18 protein-coding genes and 2 tRNA genes are annotated in these 15,290 nt (G+C 70.8%); 14 read left to right on the top strand and 6 right to left on the bottom strand.

Going from position 1 to position 15,290, the window contains the following annotated elements; genetic code table 11:
* Nucleotides 1-10 precede the first annotated feature (10 nt).
* The gene (locus ACFWYM_RS21940) at nucleotides 11-1,165 is read right to left on the bottom strand and encodes a M48 family metallopeptidase (protein ID WP_384839559.1); all 1,155 of its coding nucleotides are present in this window, start codon (nucleotides 1,163-1,165) and stop codon (nucleotides 11-13) included.
* Nucleotides 1,166-1,264: 99 nt separating this feature from the next.
* Between ACFWYM_RS21940 and ACFWYM_RS21935 the strand changes: the two genes are divergently transcribed.
* From ACFWYM_RS21935 to ACFWYM_RS21905, 7 genes are all read left to right on the top strand, one after another.
* Nucleotides 1,265-1,543, top strand: coding sequence for a hypothetical protein (locus tag ACFWYM_RS21935; protein WP_384839608.1), 279 nt, complete (start codon nucleotides 1,265-1,267; stop codon nucleotides 1,541-1,543).
* 114 nt (nucleotides 1,544-1,657) lie between these two features.
* Nucleotides 1,658-1,822 (top strand): hypothetical protein, encoded by a 165-nt coding sequence (locus ACFWYM_RS21930; protein ID WP_384839556.1) that lies wholly within the window; start codon nucleotides 1,658-1,660, stop codon nucleotides 1,820-1,822.
* Nucleotides 1,823-1,887: 65 nt separating this feature from the next.
* Nucleotides 1,888-2,526, top strand: coding sequence for a nicotinate-nucleotide adenylyltransferase (gene nadD, locus ACFWYM_RS21925; protein WP_384839553.1), 639 nt, complete (start codon nucleotides 1,888-1,890; stop codon nucleotides 2,524-2,526).
* A 16-nt stretch (nucleotides 2,527-2,542) separates the two neighbouring features.
* Nucleotides 2,543-4,333: an LCP family protein gene (locus tag ACFWYM_RS21920; protein WP_384839550.1), complete on the top strand. Its 1,791-nt coding sequence runs from the start codon at nucleotides 2,543-2,545 to the stop codon at nucleotides 4,331-4,333.
* 131 nt (nucleotides 4,334-4,464) lie between these two features.
* On the top strand, nucleotides 4,465-4,911 hold the full coding sequence (rsfS, locus tag ACFWYM_RS21915) for a ribosome silencing factor (protein ID WP_384839547.1): 447 nt from the start codon (nucleotides 4,465-4,467) through the stop codon (nucleotides 4,909-4,911).
* Nucleotides 4,908-5,552: a histidine phosphatase family protein gene (locus ACFWYM_RS21910; RefSeq protein WP_384839545.1), complete on the top strand. Its 645-nt coding sequence runs from the start codon at nucleotides 4,908-4,910 to the stop codon at nucleotides 5,550-5,552. The genes rsfS and ACFWYM_RS21910 overlap by 4 nt, the downstream gene beginning before the upstream one ends.
* Nucleotides 5,553-5,677: 125 nt before the next feature.
* Nucleotides 5,678-5,750 (top strand) — tRNA-Ala (locus ACFWYM_RS21905).
* Nucleotides 5,751-5,817: 67 nt separating this feature from the next.
* Here the strand turns inward: ACFWYM_RS21905 and ACFWYM_RS21900 are convergent.
* Complete coding sequence (locus ACFWYM_RS21900) at nucleotides 5,818-6,687, bottom strand: helix-turn-helix transcriptional regulator (RefSeq protein ID WP_384839541.1); 870 nt, start codon at nucleotides 6,685-6,687, stop codon at nucleotides 5,818-5,820.
* 102 nt (nucleotides 6,688-6,789) lie between these two features.
* Between ACFWYM_RS21900 and ACFWYM_RS21895 the strand changes: the two genes are divergently transcribed.
* From ACFWYM_RS21895 to ACFWYM_RS21885, 3 genes are all read left to right on the top strand, one after another.
* Nucleotides 6,790-8,262, top strand: coding sequence for an MFS transporter (locus tag ACFWYM_RS21895; RefSeq protein WP_384839539.1), 1,473 nt, complete (start codon nucleotides 6,790-6,792; stop codon nucleotides 8,260-8,262).
* Nucleotides 8,263-8,346: 84 nt separating this feature from the next.
* Complete coding sequence (locus tag ACFWYM_RS21890; RefSeq protein ID WP_384839536.1) at nucleotides 8,347-8,520, top strand: hypothetical protein; 174 nt, start codon at nucleotides 8,347-8,349, stop codon at nucleotides 8,518-8,520.
* A gap of 3 nt (nucleotides 8,521-8,523) precedes the next feature.
* Complete coding sequence (locus tag ACFWYM_RS21885; RefSeq protein ID WP_028813478.1) at nucleotides 8,524-8,757, top strand: hypothetical protein; 234 nt, start codon at nucleotides 8,524-8,526, stop codon at nucleotides 8,755-8,757.
* Here ACFWYM_RS21885 and ACFWYM_RS21880 read toward each other — a convergent pair.
* A complete protein-coding gene (locus ACFWYM_RS21880) occupies nucleotides 8,726-9,946 on the bottom strand; it encodes a glycosyltransferase 87 family protein (protein ID WP_384839532.1) in 1,221 nt (406 codons plus the stop codon). The two genes, ACFWYM_RS21885 and ACFWYM_RS21880, sit on opposite strands and share 32 nt — an antisense overlap.
* Nucleotides 9,947-10,069: 123 nt before the next feature.
* On the opposite strand from ACFWYM_RS21880, the gene ACFWYM_RS21875 reads away from it, so the two are divergent.
* A tRNA-Ala gene (locus tag ACFWYM_RS21875) sits at nucleotides 10,070-10,142 on the top strand.
* Nucleotides 10,143-10,384: 242 nt separating this feature from the next.
* Here the strand turns inward: ACFWYM_RS21875 and ACFWYM_RS21870 are convergent.
* Nucleotides 10,385-12,007: a hypothetical protein gene (locus ACFWYM_RS21870; RefSeq protein WP_384839529.1), complete on the bottom strand. Its 1,623-nt coding sequence runs from the start codon at nucleotides 12,005-12,007 to the stop codon at nucleotides 10,385-10,387.
* A 98-nt stretch (nucleotides 12,008-12,105) separates the two neighbouring features.
* Complete coding sequence (locus ACFWYM_RS21865) at nucleotides 12,106-13,029, bottom strand: hypothetical protein (RefSeq protein WP_384839527.1); 924 nt, start codon at nucleotides 13,027-13,029, stop codon at nucleotides 12,106-12,108.
* Between the two features lie 72 nt (nucleotides 13,030-13,101).
* On the opposite strand from ACFWYM_RS21865, the gene ACFWYM_RS21860 reads away from it, so the two are divergent.
* The gene (locus ACFWYM_RS21860) at nucleotides 13,102-13,455 is read left to right on the top strand and encodes a helix-turn-helix transcriptional regulator (RefSeq protein ID WP_384839524.1); all 354 of its coding nucleotides are present in this window, start codon (nucleotides 13,102-13,104) and stop codon (nucleotides 13,453-13,455) included.
* 146 nt (nucleotides 13,456-13,601) lie between these two features.
* Here the strand turns inward: ACFWYM_RS21860 and ACFWYM_RS21855 are convergent, their stop codons facing one another.
* A complete protein-coding gene (locus tag ACFWYM_RS21855) occupies nucleotides 13,602-14,159 on the bottom strand; it encodes a hypothetical protein (protein ID WP_384839521.1) in 558 nt (185 codons plus the stop codon).
* A gap of 311 nt (nucleotides 14,160-14,470) precedes the next feature.
* Between ACFWYM_RS21855 and ACFWYM_RS21850 the strand changes: the two genes are divergently transcribed.
* The gene (locus tag ACFWYM_RS21850) at nucleotides 14,471-14,683 is read left to right on the top strand and encodes a helix-turn-helix transcriptional regulator (protein ID WP_384839518.1); all 213 of its coding nucleotides are present in this window, start codon (nucleotides 14,471-14,473) and stop codon (nucleotides 14,681-14,683) included.
* Nucleotides 14,684-14,738: 55 nt separating this feature from the next.
* Complete coding sequence (locus ACFWYM_RS21845; protein WP_384839515.1) at nucleotides 14,739-15,059, top strand: hypothetical protein; 321 nt, start codon at nucleotides 14,739-14,741, stop codon at nucleotides 15,057-15,059.
* Nucleotides 15,060-15,290: the final 231 nt, after the last annotated feature.

Below are 15,290 nucleotides of genomic sequence, written 5' to 3'. Positions count from 1 at the left end.
CCCGTCGCGGCTACTTGCCCCCGTCCTCCGGGGAGTTGCCGGAGCCGGGGTCCGAACTGCCCGTGTCCGGACCGGAGTTGCCCGATCCACCGGAGCCACCGGAGTTGGCGGAGCCGCCGGCCGCGCCGCCCGTGAACTTCCCGCGCAGCTTGCCGCCCAGGTCGCCCGCGCCGCCCGCGATGTCGGTGACCAGCTTCATCAGCGGGTCCTTGCTGCTGCGCACGTCGCTCGCGTAACTCGCCGCGGACTGGCGGAAGGAGTCCGAGACCGAGGTGTCCTTGTCCTCGTCGCGGCGCGGGTAGTGGCCGTCCATGATCCGCTGGTAGTCGCGGGTCGCGGCCCACTTCTTCAGCTCGGCGGCGCGCACGGTGGTGAAGGGGTGCGAACGCGGCAGCACGTTCAGGATCTTCAGGACCGAGTCGCGCAGGTCGCCCCCCGCCTCGTACTCCTCGGCCTGCTCCAGGAACGCGTCCACGTTCATCTCGTGCAGGTGGTTGCCGCCCGCGATCTTCATCAGGCCGCGCATCGACGCCTGGAGGTCCTGCCCGACCAGCAGGCCCGCGCGGTCCGCCGACAGCTCGGACTTGCGGAACCACTCGCGCAGCGCCGTCACGATCGCCATGATCGCGACGTTGCCCAGCGGGATCCACGCCACCTTCAGGGCGAGGTTGGTGAGGAACAGCAGGATCGTGCGGTAGACGGAGTGGCCGGACAGGGCGTGGCCCACCTCGTGGCCGACGACCGCGCGCATCTCCTCCTCGTCGAGCAGCTCGACGAGGCCCGTGGTGACGATGATGATCGGCTCGTCCAGGCCGATGCACATCGCGTTCGGCACCGGGTCCTGGTTCACGTACATCGGCGGGACCTTCTCCAGGTCCAGGATGTAACAGGCGTCCCGCAGCATGGTGTTGAGGTGCGCGAACTGCGCGTCCGAGACCCGCACCGAGTCCGAGAGGAACAGCAGCCTGAGGCTCCGCTCGGGCAGCAGCCCGCTGAGCGCCTTGAAGACCGTGTCGAAGCCGCTGAGCTTGCGCAGGGCGACCAGGGCCGAGCGGTCCGCCGGATGCTCGTACGCCCGTGAGGAGATCCCCGGGAAGCGCCTGCGCTGCCTGCTGGGCACGCTCTCGTGGCCGCTGCCCGAGCCGCCGTGGTTGTCGTCGGTCATGCCGCATCCCCCATGTCTGGTCCTCCTCTGGCCCCCGAGGCTGGCCCCAGCCTAGGCGGAGATACCGTGACAGGGCAGCCACAGAAGGAGTCGTCCGTCATGGAGTACACCCCCGCAGCCGCCTGGGTCACCGAGGCCGCCAAGGCGACAGGGCATCAGGGGCCGGGCAACCTGCTCCGCGTCGTGCTGATCGTCATGGTCGTCGGCTGCGTCCTGGTCGGCTGGTTCCTGTTGCGGGGCTACCGCGACGGGGGCACGCAGGGGTCCGCGAACGGAGGCGCGCAGGGGTCCGCGAACGGGGGCGCGCAAGAGCCCGCGGCTTCTGCACAGGGGCCGGACGCCGCACCCGGCAACTCCCCGGGTGACCGCAACAGCTGAGTCGGCGTGAGCCGGAGCACGGCCCCCGCTTACGATGGGCCGCAAGTCTGTAATCCCGATCTCACCGATCCCACAGATCCCACATCCCATCACCCCGGATAGGTCCTGCTGACGATGAGCCTCCACAGCACCGCCGCCCAGCTGGCCACCCTCGCCTCCGAGGGCGGCGAGCACGGCGGCAACCACGAAAGCCTCAGCCCGTATCTCACCGGTGGCGGCGCCCTCGCCGTCCTGCTTCTGCTGCTGTGGATCACCACGCGCTTCAACCGGGACCGCTGAACCGGGTTCACCGTTCAACCGGGCAGAACGAGAGCCCGTCCGCCGGGCCGGTAGGGTCTGCACGCATGGGAGAGCAGGACATGCCTACCGGCCCCGGTGCCGGCCCGGCGAGCAAGGGCAAGCGCCGCCTCGGCGTCATGGGCGGAACGTTTGACCCCATCCACCACGGACACCTGGTGGCGGCCAGCGAGGTCGCCGCGCAGTTCCACCTCGACGAGGTGGTGTTCGTGCCGACCGGGCAGCCGTGGCAGAAGAGCGACAAAGAGGTCTCTCCTGCCGAGGACCGCTATCTGATGACGGTCATCGCGACCGCCGAGAACCCGCAGTTCTCGGTGAGCCGCATCGACATCGACCGCGGCGGCCCCACGTACACCACGGACACCCTGCGCGACCTGCGCACCCTCAACCCCGACACGGACCTCTTCTTCATCACGGGCGCCGACGCGCTCGGCCAGATCCTCACCTGGCGCTACACCGAAGAGCTGTTCTCACTGGCGCACTTCATCGGAGTCACCCGTCCCGGCCATACGCTGGCCGACCCGGGGCTGCCCGAGGGCGGAGTCTCGCTCGTGGAGGTGCCGGCCCTGGCGATCTCGTCCACGGACTGCCGTGCGCGGGTCTCCAAGGGGGATCCCGTCTGGTACCTGGTACCGGACGGTGTGGTGCGTTATATCGACAAGCGCGAGCTGTACCGCGGCGAGTGAGCCGAGAGGGGCACCGGTGAACGACCGACAGTACGACCCGTACGCGGGCGGCGACCCGTATGCGGGGGAGTACGCGGCTGATCAGTACCAGGTCGTCGGGTACGACGAGTACGGGCGGCCGGTGTACCAGCAGGTCCAGCAGCAGCCCCAGCAACACCAGCAGCCCCAGCAGCCGCCCGCGTACGACCCGTACGCCGGGCAGCAGCAGGCACAGCAGCCCCAGCCACAGCAGCAGCCCCAGGGGTACGGCTACGACCCGTACGCCACCGGCACGCAGCCGACGGCCGCCCCCTCGCCGTACGACACGGGCACCCAGCCCGCGTATGACACCGGTACCCAGCCCGCGTACGACACCGGCTCCTACCCGCCGTACGAGCAGCAGCAGACCGGCTGGATCCCGCAGCAGCAGCCGCACGAGCCGCACCAGCATTCGCACCAGCCCCACCAGTCGCCCCCGCAGCAGCCGCACCAGCAGCCGCAGGAGGCCCCTCGGCGCCACGAGCCCGAACCTGAACCCGGGCCCGCGGCCGGTCCGGAGCGCGACTACCGCACCGAGCAGTTCTCCTTCATCGAGGAGCCGGACGACGACTCCGAAGACGTCATCGACTGGCTGAAGTTCACCGAGAGCCGCAGCGAGCGGCGCGAGGAGGCCAAGCGGCGCGGCCGCTCCCGGCTGATCGCGCTGGTCGTGGTCCTCGCCCTGGTCGCGGTCGGCGGCGTCGGCTACCTCTGGTACGCGGGCAAGCTGCCCGGCCAGTCGGACAGCGACTCCGGCGGGGCCGCGGCGGCCGGTCCGCAGAACCGCGACGTCGTCGTGATCCACCTGCACAACACCAAGGGCGGCGGCACCTCCACCGCCCTGCTCGTGAACAACACCACCACCGGGCAGGGCACCACCGTCCTGCTCCCCAACGCGCTGTCCGTGACCGACGACGACGGCGCCGCCACGACGCTCGGCAAGTCCGTGGACGACGACGGCTCCAGCGGCACCCGCGAGTCGATCGACACCCTGCTCGGCACCAAGGTCGAGGGCACCTGGCGGCTGGACACCCCCTACCTCAACAACCTCGTCGACCTCGTCGGCAACATCGACATCAACACGAACGCGGACGTGCCGGACCCGAAGGCGAAGAAGAAGGGCGAGGCCCCCCTCGTCAAGAAGGGCGAGCAGCAGACGCTGAGCGGCCCGATGGCCGTCGCGTACGCCACCTACCGCGCGCCCGGAGAGTCCGAGAACGCGCAGCTGACCCGGTTCGGCCAGGTCCTGCAGGGCGTCCTGCGCAAGCTCTCCTCCGACCAGCAGGCCGCCACGACCACCGTGCAGTCGCTCGCGCAGGTCCTCGACCCCTCGCTGACGGACAAGGACCTCGGCGCCTTCCTCGCCAAGCTCGCCGACCGCGCGAAGGGCGGCGACTACACGACGGCTCTCCTTCCGGTACGCCAGGACGGCACCCTCACGGAGAAGGCCAGCGCGAGCGTGGTCAAGGATGTGCTCGGCGGCGCGGTGAAGAGCCCGGACAAGGGCGCGGCCGTGCGGGTCGGCGTCCAGAACGCGACCGGCGCCAAGGGCGCGGAGGAAGGCGCCCGGGTCTCCCTCGTCAACGGCGGCTACACCTTCGTCGACGCGGGCACGGGCTCCGCCGCCCAGGCCGCCTCGCGGGTGACCTACGCGGACGCGAAGCAGAAGGAGTCGGCCTCCGAGGTCGCCAAGACCCTCGGCCTCCCGGCGAGCGCGGTCCGCAAGGGCAGGACGGCGGCGAACGCGGATGTGTCGGTGGTCCTCGGCCAGGACTACAAGACGCGGTGAGCCCGGCGACGAACGGTGTGCGGGGGCGGTGGCGCGCCCCCGTGCGGGGCCGGTGACGTAATCGCCTGGGGCGCTGTCGGCGGTCCGTGAGACCCTTGGGGAGTATCGACCAGCCGAAGGAAAGCTCACCAGTGACCGTTACGGACCGCTCCACCGAGCTCATCACCGTCGCCGCGCAGGCGGCCGCCGACAAGCTCGCGCACGACATCATCGCGTACGACGTCAGCGACGTCCTCTCGATCACGGACGCCTTCCTGCTCGCCTCCGCGCCCAACGACCGCCAGGTCAAGTCGATCGTGGACGAGATCGAGGAGCAGCTGAACAAGCAGCTCGGCGCCAAGCCGGTCCGCCGCGAGGGCGACCGCGACGCCCGCTGGATCCTGCTGGACTACGTGGACATCGTCGTGCACGTCCAGCACAGCGAGGAGCGTGTGTTCTACGCGCTCGAGCGCCTGTGGAAGGACTGCCCCGAGATCGAGCTGCCCGCGGACGCCAAGGCGACCCGCGGCAAGGCCGCCGCCCACGCCGAGCAGCAGGCCGCGGAGGAGGCAGCCGACCTGGACGGGGAGCTGCGTTGAGCGGCGCCCGCGGCCCCCGCGTCATCCTGTGGCGGCACGGCCAGACGTCCTGGAACCTGGAGCGCCGCTTCCAGGGCTCGACGGACATCGAGCTGACCGAGACGGGCGTCGCCCAGGCCCGCCGGGCCGCCCGCCTCCTCGCCTCCCTGGAGCCGGACGCGATCATCGCCTCCGACCTCAAGCGCGCGGCCGCCACGGCGGGCGAGCTCGCGGCCATCACGGGCCTTGAGGTCACCCACGACGAGGCCCTGCGGGAGACCTACGCCGGCGAGTGGCAGGGCCTCACGCACGACGAGATCATCGCCCGCTTCGGCGAGCAGTACGCCGCGTGGAAGCGCGGTGAGGCGGTGCGCCGCGGCGGCGGCGAGCTGGAGACGGAGGTGGCCGACCGGGCCGCCCCCATCGTCCTGCGGCACGCCGAGAAGCTCCCGCAGGACGGGACGCTGGTCGTCGTCAGCCACGGCGGCACGATCCGCACGACGATCGGCCGCCTTCTCGGCCTGGACTCCCACCACTGGGAGAGCCTCGGCGGCCTCTCCAACTGCTGCTGGTCGGTCCTCGGCCAGGGCGCGCGCGGCTGGCGCCTCCTGGAGCACAACGCGGGCACGCTCCCCGAGCCGGTGCTCGGGGACGACGACTAGGGCCTGGTCAGGCCGGGTGCGGGCGGCCCGCTGAGGGCCCGGGACCCGGATTTCACTTTCTGGCTGGTCGCAGGCTAAAGTTCTTCTTGTTCGCCCCGCCAAGCGGGGGGAACGGAAGAACGCAAGGGGCTATAGCTCAGTTGGTAGAGCGCCTGCATGGCATGCAGGAGGTCAGGAGTTCAATTCTCCTTAGCTCCACGTCTTATGGAATCCCGTCCCCGGCAGGGGGCGGGATTTCTGCTTGTGGTCCCCGGGCGGGGCGCAGCTAGGCGGGCCACAGCGTCTCCCGGAGCGTCCGCAGCTTCGCCATCCGCTCGCGGCTCTCGAAGTCGTCCGGCGTGTACGTCACGATCCGGCACTCCTGCAGTCCGTCGATGGACAGCGAGACCGACGTCATGCGGAGCTCGCCGACGGCCTGATGCCGGAACGTCTTCACTCGGGCGCCCGGCGGTGTGACGTCGCCGCTCTCCCACAGCTCGGCGAAGTACGCGCTGGCCGTGGAGAGTTGCTCGATGAACCGCTCCCAGGCGGGCTCGCCCACATGCCGTCCGTACGCGCTGCGCAGCGTCGCCACCATCATCGGCAGCTCCGCGTCCCGGAAGACCAGGGGGCAGACCGGCTCGGGGACCGTGAACAGGGACCACAGCACATTCGGAACGCCCATCAGCTCGGCCGGCTGGACGGCGAAGAGGTCGCGGTAGGCGGGGTTGGTGGCCAGGACGTCGTAGCGCGTGTTGTACACCACCGCCGGGTGGGGGTCGAGGGCGTCGAGGACGCCCTGGATCTCCGGGCCCACCTTCTGTGTGGGGGCGCCCAGGAGCGGGGCGCAGGGGACCTCGGCCAGGTGGTACAGGTGCTCGCGCTCGGGCTGATCGAGGCGGAGGGTGCGGGCGACCGCGTCCAGGACCTGCGCCGAGGCGTTGATGGGGCGGCCCTGCTCCAGCCAGGTGTACCAGGTCACGCCGACGCCGGAGAGCTGGGCGACCTCCTCGCGGCGCAGCCCCGGGGTGCGGCGCCGCAGGCCCGGCGGCATGCCCACGTCGGCCGGTGTGACCCGCGCCCTGCGGGTGCGCAGAAAGGCGGCGAGCTCCGGCCTGCGTCGCTGTGTCGTGGCCAACGTCGTCACATCCCCCATCGGTCCATCGTCGGTGCCCGTCCCGCGCGCTGCCAGGTGCTGGCAGTACCAGCATCAGCGGGCTCTCGGTACCCGTGTCCGGTCGCCGCCAGGCTCGACGCCATGACAACGACCACCCCTCCGGCATCCGCCGGATCAACTCCCGCACCCAGTAAAGACCCTGGCACTGACAACGGCCCCGGGCGGCGGCCCGGGCGGCTGCTCGCGGTGGTGCTCGGCGCCCAGTTCATGGCGCTGCTCGACGTCTTCATCGTCAATGTCGCGGCGCCCACCATCGGCGCCGAACTGCACGCGTCCGGCGCCGAGTTGCAGCTCGTCATCGCCGGCTACACCATCGCGTACGCGGTGCTCCTGATCACCGGCGCGCGCCTCGGCGACCTCGTCGGGCACCGGCGCATGTACCTCGTCGGGCTCGCCCTGTTCACCGCGGCCTCGCTCGCCTGCGGGCTCAGCCGGGGCACCGGCGAGCTGATCGCGTTCCGCCTTGCGCAGGGCGCCGGTTCGGCGCTGCTGATCCCCCAGGTGCTCAGCCTGATCCAGCGCAACTTCACCGGAGAGGCCCGTGCGAAGGCCCTCGGCGCGTACTCGGCGGTGCTCGCGACCGGGGCCGCCGCCGGGCAGGTCGTCGGCGGAGTCCTCGTCAGCGCCGACCTGTTCGGGGCCGGGTGGCGGCCGGTGTTCCTGGTGAACGTGCCGGTCGGGGTGGCCCTGCTGTTCCTCGGGCGGCGGGTGCTGCCGCGCGACCGTGCGGAGGAGCGAGAGCGGGCGCGCGGGCTCGACCTGCCGGGGCTCGTGCTGCTCGGCGCCGCGGTCTCGCTGTTCACGGTGCCGCTGGTGCTCGGCCAGGAGGAGGGCTGGCCACTGTGGTCGTGGCTCTCGCTGGCCGGGTCCGGGGCCGTCTTCGCCCTGTTCTGCGCGTACGAGTCCCGCCTTGCCCGGCGCGGCGGGGCGCCGCTGGTCGCGCCGCGGGTGCTCCGGGTGCCGGGCATGGGGCTCGCGGTGTTCCGGATCGGCGCCGTGATGGCGGTCAACGGCGGCTTCCTGTTCGTGCTCACGCTGCACCTCCAGAGCGGCCTCGGCTACAGCGCGCTGCGCGCCGGGCTCACCTTCGCGCCGACGGCGGTGGTCTTCGGCGCCGTCGGGCTCACCTGGCGGCACTGGCCGGCCGCGGTCCAACGGGCCCTGATTCCTGGCGGGTTCGTGCTCACCACCGTGTCGGTCGCCGCGATGGGGCTGCTGCTGCGGGACGGCGGCGGCATCGGCCCGGCCGTGTACGCGACCTTCGCCGGTACGGGAGCGGGCCTCGCTCTCGCCTTCAGCCCGGCCCTCACGCGCGCGCTCTCGACGGTGCGCCCCGAAGACGCGGCCGACGCCAGCGGCCTGCTCGCCACGGTCACCCAGCTCGGCCAGCTCATCGGCGTCGCGGTCTTCGGTGCCCTCTTCTTGAACAGGCTTGAGGCGCACGGGGTTCAGGGGGCGTACGGCTCCGCAGATGCGCTCCTGGTGTGCGCGTACGCGCTGGCGGGGGCGGCGGTCCTGGGCGTCGTGTCCGGACTGGTACGACTGCGTCGCTGACCGGGTCGCTCGCGCCGTGGCAGAATCGGACGGCCGGAAGGGGACTGCGATTCACCGAGGGTGGCCCGTCGGGAGGGAGACGTGATGCCTGCGAGCATCCTCGGGGAGGTCGGCAACCTCCCCGGCAAGGCAGTGATACGTCGTGAAGGCACGTTTCTGAACTGCCCGTCCTGCGGCTCCTCCCACGTCGCCCAGGTCCTCGGCGACAACGGCGGTGTCTCCTACGTGTGCACGGCCTGCGGCCACAGCTGGAGCTGATCGATGGGTGCACACAGGCGAAAGTGCGACTGGTGCGGCAGTGGTACGCCGATCGTCCGCGACATGGAACCGGTCAATGCGGACTACCAGTACTGGTGCGAGGAGTGCGCGCGGGCGCTGATCATAAAGGGCGATCCGATCGAGACGTACCGCGAGCTCGAGGGCGAGCCGATCTACGGCCGTCTGCTCGACGAGCACTGCACGCTCAAACGCTTCTATTCGTTCGCCACGGCCTGAGCGCCGCGGCCCCGAGGAAGGTGACGGCGCTCAGCGCGTAGAGCGCGGAGAGCGCCATCTCGCCGTGTTCCTGGGCGAGTTCGAGGCGCCCCGCCCCGTGCGGCACCCACCACAGGGCGTACGAGCAGAAGACCAGGCCGACGGCCCCGGCGACCGTCCAGCGGACCCGCCCGCCCCACCGCAGCGCCTCCCGTCCGAGCAGCAGCGCCATCGGCACGCACCACACCCAGTGGTGTGACCACGACACCGGGCTGACCAGCAGCGCCGTCGCCGCGCACGAGACGGCCGCCCAGTCCCGCTCCCCGCGCAGCGCCGCCGCCACGGCGACCCCGAGCCCCGCGGCTCCGGCGACGGCGGCGCCCGCCGCCCACCACAGGCCGGGCTCGGGCGTGTGCAGGAGCCGCGCGAGCACCCCGCGCAGCGACTGGTTCGCGGTGTCCTCGGGGAACCCGACCCGGCCCGCCTCGAAGACCATCCGGGTCCAGAAGCGGCGCGAGTCGTACGGCAGGACGGCCGCGGCCAGGGCCGTCGCACCGGCGAAGGCCGCGACCCCCACGCACGCGCGGCGCACGGGGGGCCGCCAATGGCCGTTCCGCGCCGCCTCGGCGACCCCGGCGAGGAGCAGGAACACCGCGAACAGCGCGGGCGTGAGCTTGATCGCCGCCGCCAGGCCGATGCCCACGCCCGCCCAGCGGTGACCGGGGCCGCCGGGGCGCCGGGTCAGGTCCCACAGCACCAGGACGGCCAGGAGCAGATTGATCTGCCCGTACCGCAGCGTCGTCCACACCGGCTCCGCCCAGACGGCGAGCGCGGCCACCCACAGGGCGGCCCCCACGCGCGCGTGGGGGGCGATCAGCCGCAAGGAGAGGTGCGCGAAGGCGACGAGGAGCAGCAGGTTGCCGACGGTCGCGAGGGTCCGCATGGCCGCCGTGTCCAGCAGCGTCAGAGGCGTGAACAGGAGCGCAGCGAACGGCGGGTACGTGGTCGGCAGATGGGCCTCGGTGGTGCGCAGTGCGTACAGGTCGCCGCCCGCCCGCACGGTCTCGCCCTCGGCGCGGTAGACCATCAGGTCGATCATGGACACCTCGGCGGCGCGCTGCGCCAGCCAGAAGGCCGCGAAGGAGAGCAGGCAGACCCCGGCGGCGAGGGGCACACGACGGCGGGCGGCGGCGAACGCGATCACGGTCACGACGGCTGACAGTAGTGCCCGAATCGGGCTGTACCGGGCCAGACCGGAAACGATTTGGTGAGGCAGGGGGAGGACCGTGTAATGTTGGCGGAGCCGCCGGGGAAACCGGGCGGAACGAAGCACGGGGCTATAGCTCAGTTGGTAGAGCGCCTGCATGGCATGCAGGAGGTCAGGAGTTCAATTCTCCTTAGCTCCACAGGTTGGGAAGTTCTTGAGTTCGCTCAGGGTGGCTTCCCGAGATCCCGTCCGATCGAGTCGATTGGGCGGGATCTGGCAGTTTTCGGGGGCGTGTTGAGGGCTGGCCGGGGCTGAGCGGCGGTTTCTGGGGTTCTCGGGGGCGCCTTCCGGGGGTGGGCGATGCCGGAGCGCGTGCGGTGGTGTGGCTGCGGGACCGGGGAAGTCTCGTGGCGGCGGTTGGTGTGGCTGTTCACTTCCGGATCATCCCGGTGCCTGTGGCGGAGGCCGTCCGGTCGGTGCGGGGACGGTCTGCTCGGTGGCGGTGGGCTCCGTGTCGTAGCTGGTGGCGGGCAGGTGTTCGCCCCGGGTGGTCTGGCAGAAGACATCGAGGATCATCAGGTTCGCGACGGTGACCATGAGGGCGACCAGGAGGGTCTGGGCGACGCGGCCGTGCGCGAGGCGGTTCTTCGGCTCGGAGATGTCGATCCTGTGGCCCTTCAAGATCCCGTTAATCCCCTCCGTTTGGGCCCTGACGACCGCGAACGTGCTGGACCAGGCGTCGGTGAGGTAAGGCAGGTCCTGACGGAACTTCTCCATGGTGCCGAGATCGCCGGGGCGGATGGTGATCGACTTCTGGCGGCACACGTCGGGGAGAGGCCCGCCGGGGGTGTTGGTGGCGATCACGGTGGGCCGGGCGGCTGGATGATTGCTCCTTTCCCGCGAGTCGGTCAGGTCGATGGTCCGGGGCGGGGGTCGGGTGCTGGTTCTGCGGGGGCAGTTGACGGTCGGCGAGGTGCCGGCGGCCGGGCAGGCGAGCCGGATCATCCCGGTCGGGTCGGGGCCCTGCTTGAGGCGGAGGAAGTACGGCTTCCGGTTGTCGATCCGTGCCTGGGTGGTTGTGTCCGGGCGGCGTGCGTTCTTGTCATCGAGGCGATGGGTGGCGTCTCTCAGGGCGGGTGGGGTGAACGGGCAGGCGAAGACACCGTCGATCATGACGGCGCCGCGGTGGGTGCCCTGGATGCCGCGCTGGTCCTGCTTGTAGTCGAGCGCGAGGCGGTAACCCAGCTCGCGGGCGGGCAGTGCGAAGGTCTCGGGGCGGGCGTCGGTGTAGAGCTTGTCAACCGCCAGCATCCGTGCGGGCAGGCCGAGTTCGGCCAGCGACCCCAGCAGAGTGATCGCGTTGGTGCCGGTGCGGCGCCCGGGATAGTCGACGACCAGGCCGAGAGCGATCTGAGCAATCCGGCCGGTGGCAGGCCGGGCCAGCGCGGCGAGAGCGAGGTGTCCGCTCAGTCCGAAGGTGGGCTCGCTGGATCCGCCGGAGAAGTGCCAGCCCGCGGTCAGGTCGACCGAGGCCAGCTGGAGTTTGTCGTTGGGCGGCTTGTGCCAGGACGGCAGGGCGGTCGCGTCGACGCCGACGTCGCCCTTCCAGCGCTTCAGGGCCCCGCAGCGGCGGGCGATCGTGATGGTCGTGGTGATCAGCGCGGTGACGATTCGCTGCAGCAGAACCTTTCTGCGGACGTGCTCAGCCTCCTCGTCCTCCCAGGCCGCGGCGAAACGCCGGGCCACTTCGAGTGGCAGACGGCGCCGCCGGTCATGGCGGGCCGGGTCGAGCACGGAGGTGACGCGCTCGAAGGTGCGGTAGATGCGGCCCGACAAGGCCGCCGGAGCGATGTGCGCGATGCCAAGCCGCTGCTGAGCGAAGGGCGAGAGGCCGAACGCGAGAATGCGCCAGGCATCCGCCAGAGACGCCTTGCCGGTGTAGTGGACGGACAACAGCAGGCCGGTCAGCACCGACCTCGCCGCGAGCCCCGCCGGTCCCGGCCGCCTCGCCAACTCCTGGCCGAGCACGTCGAGGGCGCCGGAGCCATCCAGCAGGGCGGCCATCTGAAAGACCTTCGAGTCCGGGATCCGGGCCGGGGCATCGGTCACCGGCCGCGGACGGCCTCGCCGGGAGGCGGCCGGATGCCCCGGCGGCGGGCGGTTCACCTCGTTCCCCGCAGTAGCCGGGCCGTCTCCTCCTTGCTGAGCGGGGGCACGAAGTGCTGGTAGCGGGCGAGCGAGGCGGTCGAGGAGAGCCCGGCCGCCGCGGCGATCACTCCCGGATCGATCCGGCGCCGCATCAACGACACGATCCAACTGGCCCGCAGCCGACGGGCATTTACCCTGGGCAGCGGATCATCGGGCCGGTGCTCCCAGGTCCACGAAGCGATCAGGTTGTCCGGCGGCGGGTCCTGGTGACCGGGACGGAACAAGAAGTCGTCCCCGGCCCGCGTCGCCAGTTCGGCGAGGGTCTCCTCCCATTCGGCGCGGGCCACCAGGAGCCGCCCGAGCACATTGCTGTCGAGCACACAGGCCCCGGACCGGGTCCGGCGCAGCTGGCTTCCGCGAAGCCGGGCGATCTCTCCGGGAGCCAGGCCCATGCCGTCTGCGAGCGCGAGCAGGGCCAGCGCATCGAGGCGGGTGCGGGGCCGCAGTTGCCCGGCCCAGGAACGAAGCGTGGCAATCTCGCCTTCCTCGTAAGGCGGGGCAGGAGCGGGCGGAGCCGACAGCCGGATTCCTTCGCCCTCGCCGCCCCCATCCCAGATGAGGACGTCACGGATCCGACGCAGCCATGTGCGGTAGGTCCGCAGGGTGTTCGGTTTCAGTCCCGCGCAGCCGGTCAGCACGAACGCGTCAATGGTTTCGTTGGTGAGCCAGGCCGCCGGCTCGCGGGCGACCCCGCGTCCCTCCGCCCAGATCGCCAGCCGTGCCAGCACGTGCAGCAGGTCCACGGCCTCGTAGGACACCCGCTCGACGGTCGCGGTGACCAGAGCCTTCACCAGCGGAGCGACCTCGTCCCAGACGGGCGCCGGCTCGCGCGGGGCGTACGCGTCGATGACCGAAGACGTCGCCGCATCCAGTGCCATGGACCACGAATACCGGCAGGACAAGCTGCCACTCAAGTCGCGCACGACCTCGACGAACAGGAGCGTGGAAGCATGGTCGGAGGAACTGCGCGCTCCCGCGCGCCCAGGGAAGCCGCCCGCGATCCGGAAGCCTGGCCCGACGCGGTCATCGACGACGTCGCCGCAGCAGTCGTCCAGACCATCGCCCGCCGCCTGGCCGCCGCCCTGACCGAGCATGGCTGGAGCCGGCGGGCGGCCGCCGATCACCTGGGCGTCAACCGGCAGACCATCGGCGACGTCCTCGACGGCCGGACCTGGCCCGACGTCGCCACCATCGCCCGCCTCGAGGCGGGCCTGAACACCCCGCTGTGGCCGCCGCTTGCGCGACGGCAACGGTGCAGCCATCGCTGCCAAAGCCCTTCCGACCCTGGCCAGCACCCGCAATAGTCGCAGGCCAGAGCCCAGTTATGGCCCGGCGAACCCAACACCGTGCAATCGCGCTAGCGTCGAAGACGCGCGAGCCTGTCCGATATCTCACCAGGGCGCTCACGCAACCCGGGTGCCGCCGGGATGGCCGTCCCGGCGGCACCGCCTCACACGCCGTCGGCCGCAGTGCCGTCCACGCCCCCGCTCATCTCGGGTGAATCCCCGACTCCGGGCGCGATCGCGAACAGGCCGACCTCGTCCTCGGTCAACCAGCCCTGCTTGACCAGCCGCTTCAACTTCACCCGCATTCTTTCCACCGCCCGGTGTTCCGTCTTCCAGCCGACGGCCTCGCAGATCGGCTTGGCCCGCAGCGGCCGTCCGGCCGACGCCAGCGCGAGCACCACGTCCTCGTGCGACTCACCCAGCACCTTGCCGTCCGCCCGCGTCACGGGAGCCGACACCACCGTCCGTTCGACCACCGTCGCAGCCACCGAAGCCTCGGGCGGCCGGGCCTCCGCCCCTGCGACGGACGCAGCTTCAGCATCCGTGTTGCCGTCCTCGGCCAGCAGTTCGTCCACGGCCTCCTCGGCCACCGCCCACCGCGATAGCTGTTCTTCCTCAGCGGCAAGCTCGTTCTGAAGCGCGGAGATCTGCGTGCGCAGATCATCCACACGCATCCGAGACTCCGAGGCCCTCGCTCGCAACCTCTCCACCAGCGACGCCATGAGCCGCCCCTCACGCGAGGTCGACAACCGCCAACGCCCCTTGAATCACGGAGCGTTAGCGGACACTCCACCCCACACTGCAGGAGGGGATCACGAAACATCGCCAACAGATCCCAACATCCCGCAAGGGGCATAGCGGCAACACTCGCGGCGCCTAGGATCACGCCCGACGCGCGGGAGCCCGCGGAGGAGCCTTCCTGTCGGGCTGGCCACCAGCGCGGTGGACACGGTGCCCGAGGCGTCCTGCGAGCCCCGCCCCGCCTGTAAAGCAAGCTTGACAGTCGACTAGGGGTGACAAGTAAGCTTTACATGTGCGAAACAGCGTCAGGAAACTGCGGTCGGAACGCGGGCTCTCCCAGGGGCAACTGGGCGCAGACCTTGGGGTCTCACGGCAAACGATCAACGCCATCGAGACCGAGCGGTACACGCCTTCCCTGCCGCTAGCCATGTCCATGGCCAAGTTCTTTGAAGTCAGCGTTGAGGAGATGTTCCATGCCGAAGAGAGCTCAGCAGGTGACCAGTAGCACAGCCCGGCGGTCCGTCCCTGGCTTCTTCCTCGCCGTCGGAGGCGCCTGCCTCGTGGCTGCGACTTTCGGCGGCCGCCTCGCTCTCGGCCTGGTGACGTTCGGGATTCTGGCGGCCTGCAGTCTTGTTTTGGTGCTGCTGGGACGCCGGAGTGAGACCTACCAGGGCTTCACCGAGAAGGAGCCCGACGAGCGCTTCGCCCGGATCTCAGGGCGAGCCTGGGCCGGCACGGGTGTGGTGCTGACCGTGGGGAATCTCTACGCCTTCATCGGTGACCTGGCATCCGGACGAAGCGGCGACCCGTACTTCTGGTTCGTGGCCACCGCCGCCATCGCCTACATCGGGTTCGTCGCCTTCTGGTCTCGGCGCGCCTGAGAAGCCATCGCCTCAAACGCGGCTTCGACGACTGGGGCCTCCACGGTGGCTGACCGCAGCTGACGGGCAACGATCACCCGCCTCACGGGAAAAGTTCTTCAAGCTGACGAGTTGTGCCTGATCAGATCCACTCGTGAACACCCCACAGATGATGAAGGCGGCAAGATCCAAAAGGATCTTGCCGCCTTCGTCGTGCTGCGGGTCGCGCGGCTCTCAAGTCGCGCTGGTGAC

Origin of the sequence: Streptomyces sp. NPDC059009 (genome assembly GCF_042740175.1) — a bacterium.
Lineage (GTDB): Bacteria > Actinomycetota > Actinomycetes > Streptomycetales > Streptomycetaceae > Streptomyces.
This window is presented reverse-complemented; position numbering and strand designations above follow the sequence as displayed.

Coding starts and splice junctions, on each gene's coding strand:
- ACFWYM_RS21940 (WP_384839559.1), bottom strand. CDS start 1,165: ATGACCGACGACAACCACGGCGGCTCGGGCAGCGGCCACGAGAGCGTG.
- nadD (WP_384839553.1), top strand. CDS start 1,888: ATGGGAGAGCAGGACATGCCTACCGGCCCCGGTGCCGGCCCGGCGAGC.
- ACFWYM_RS21890 (WP_384839536.1), top strand. CDS start 8,347: ATGCCTGCGAGCATCCTCGGGGAGGTCGGCAACCTCCCCGGCAAGGCA.
- ACFWYM_RS21870 (WP_384839529.1), bottom strand. CDS start 12,007: ATGGCCGCCCTGCTGGATGGCTCCGGCGCCCTCGACGTGCTCGGCCAG.
- ACFWYM_RS21930 (WP_384839556.1), top strand. CDS start 1,658: ATGAGCCTCCACAGCACCGCCGCCCAGCTGGCCACCCTCGCCTCCGAG.
- ACFWYM_RS21895 (WP_384839539.1), top strand. CDS start 6,790: ATGACAACGACCACCCCTCCGGCATCCGCCGGATCAACTCCCGCACCC.
- ACFWYM_RS21885 (WP_028813478.1), top strand. CDS start 8,524: ATGGGTGCACACAGGCGAAAGTGCGACTGGTGCGGCAGTGGTACGCCG.
- ACFWYM_RS21865 (WP_384839527.1), bottom strand. CDS start 13,029: ATGGCACTGGATGCGGCGACGTCTTCGGTCATCGACGCGTACGCCCCG.
- ACFWYM_RS21860 (WP_384839524.1), top strand. CDS start 13,102: ATGGTCGGAGGAACTGCGCGCTCCCGCGCGCCCAGGGAAGCCGCCCGC.
- ACFWYM_RS21900 (WP_384839541.1), bottom strand. CDS start 6,687: ATGGGGGATGTGACGACGTTGGCCACGACACAGCGACGCAGGCCGGAG.
- ACFWYM_RS21935 (WP_384839608.1), top strand. CDS start 1,265: ATGGAGTACACCCCCGCAGCCGCCTGGGTCACCGAGGCCGCCAAGGCG.
- ACFWYM_RS21855 (WP_384839521.1), bottom strand. CDS start 14,159: ATGGCGTCGCTGGTGGAGAGGTTGCGAGCGAGGGCCTCGGAGTCTCGG.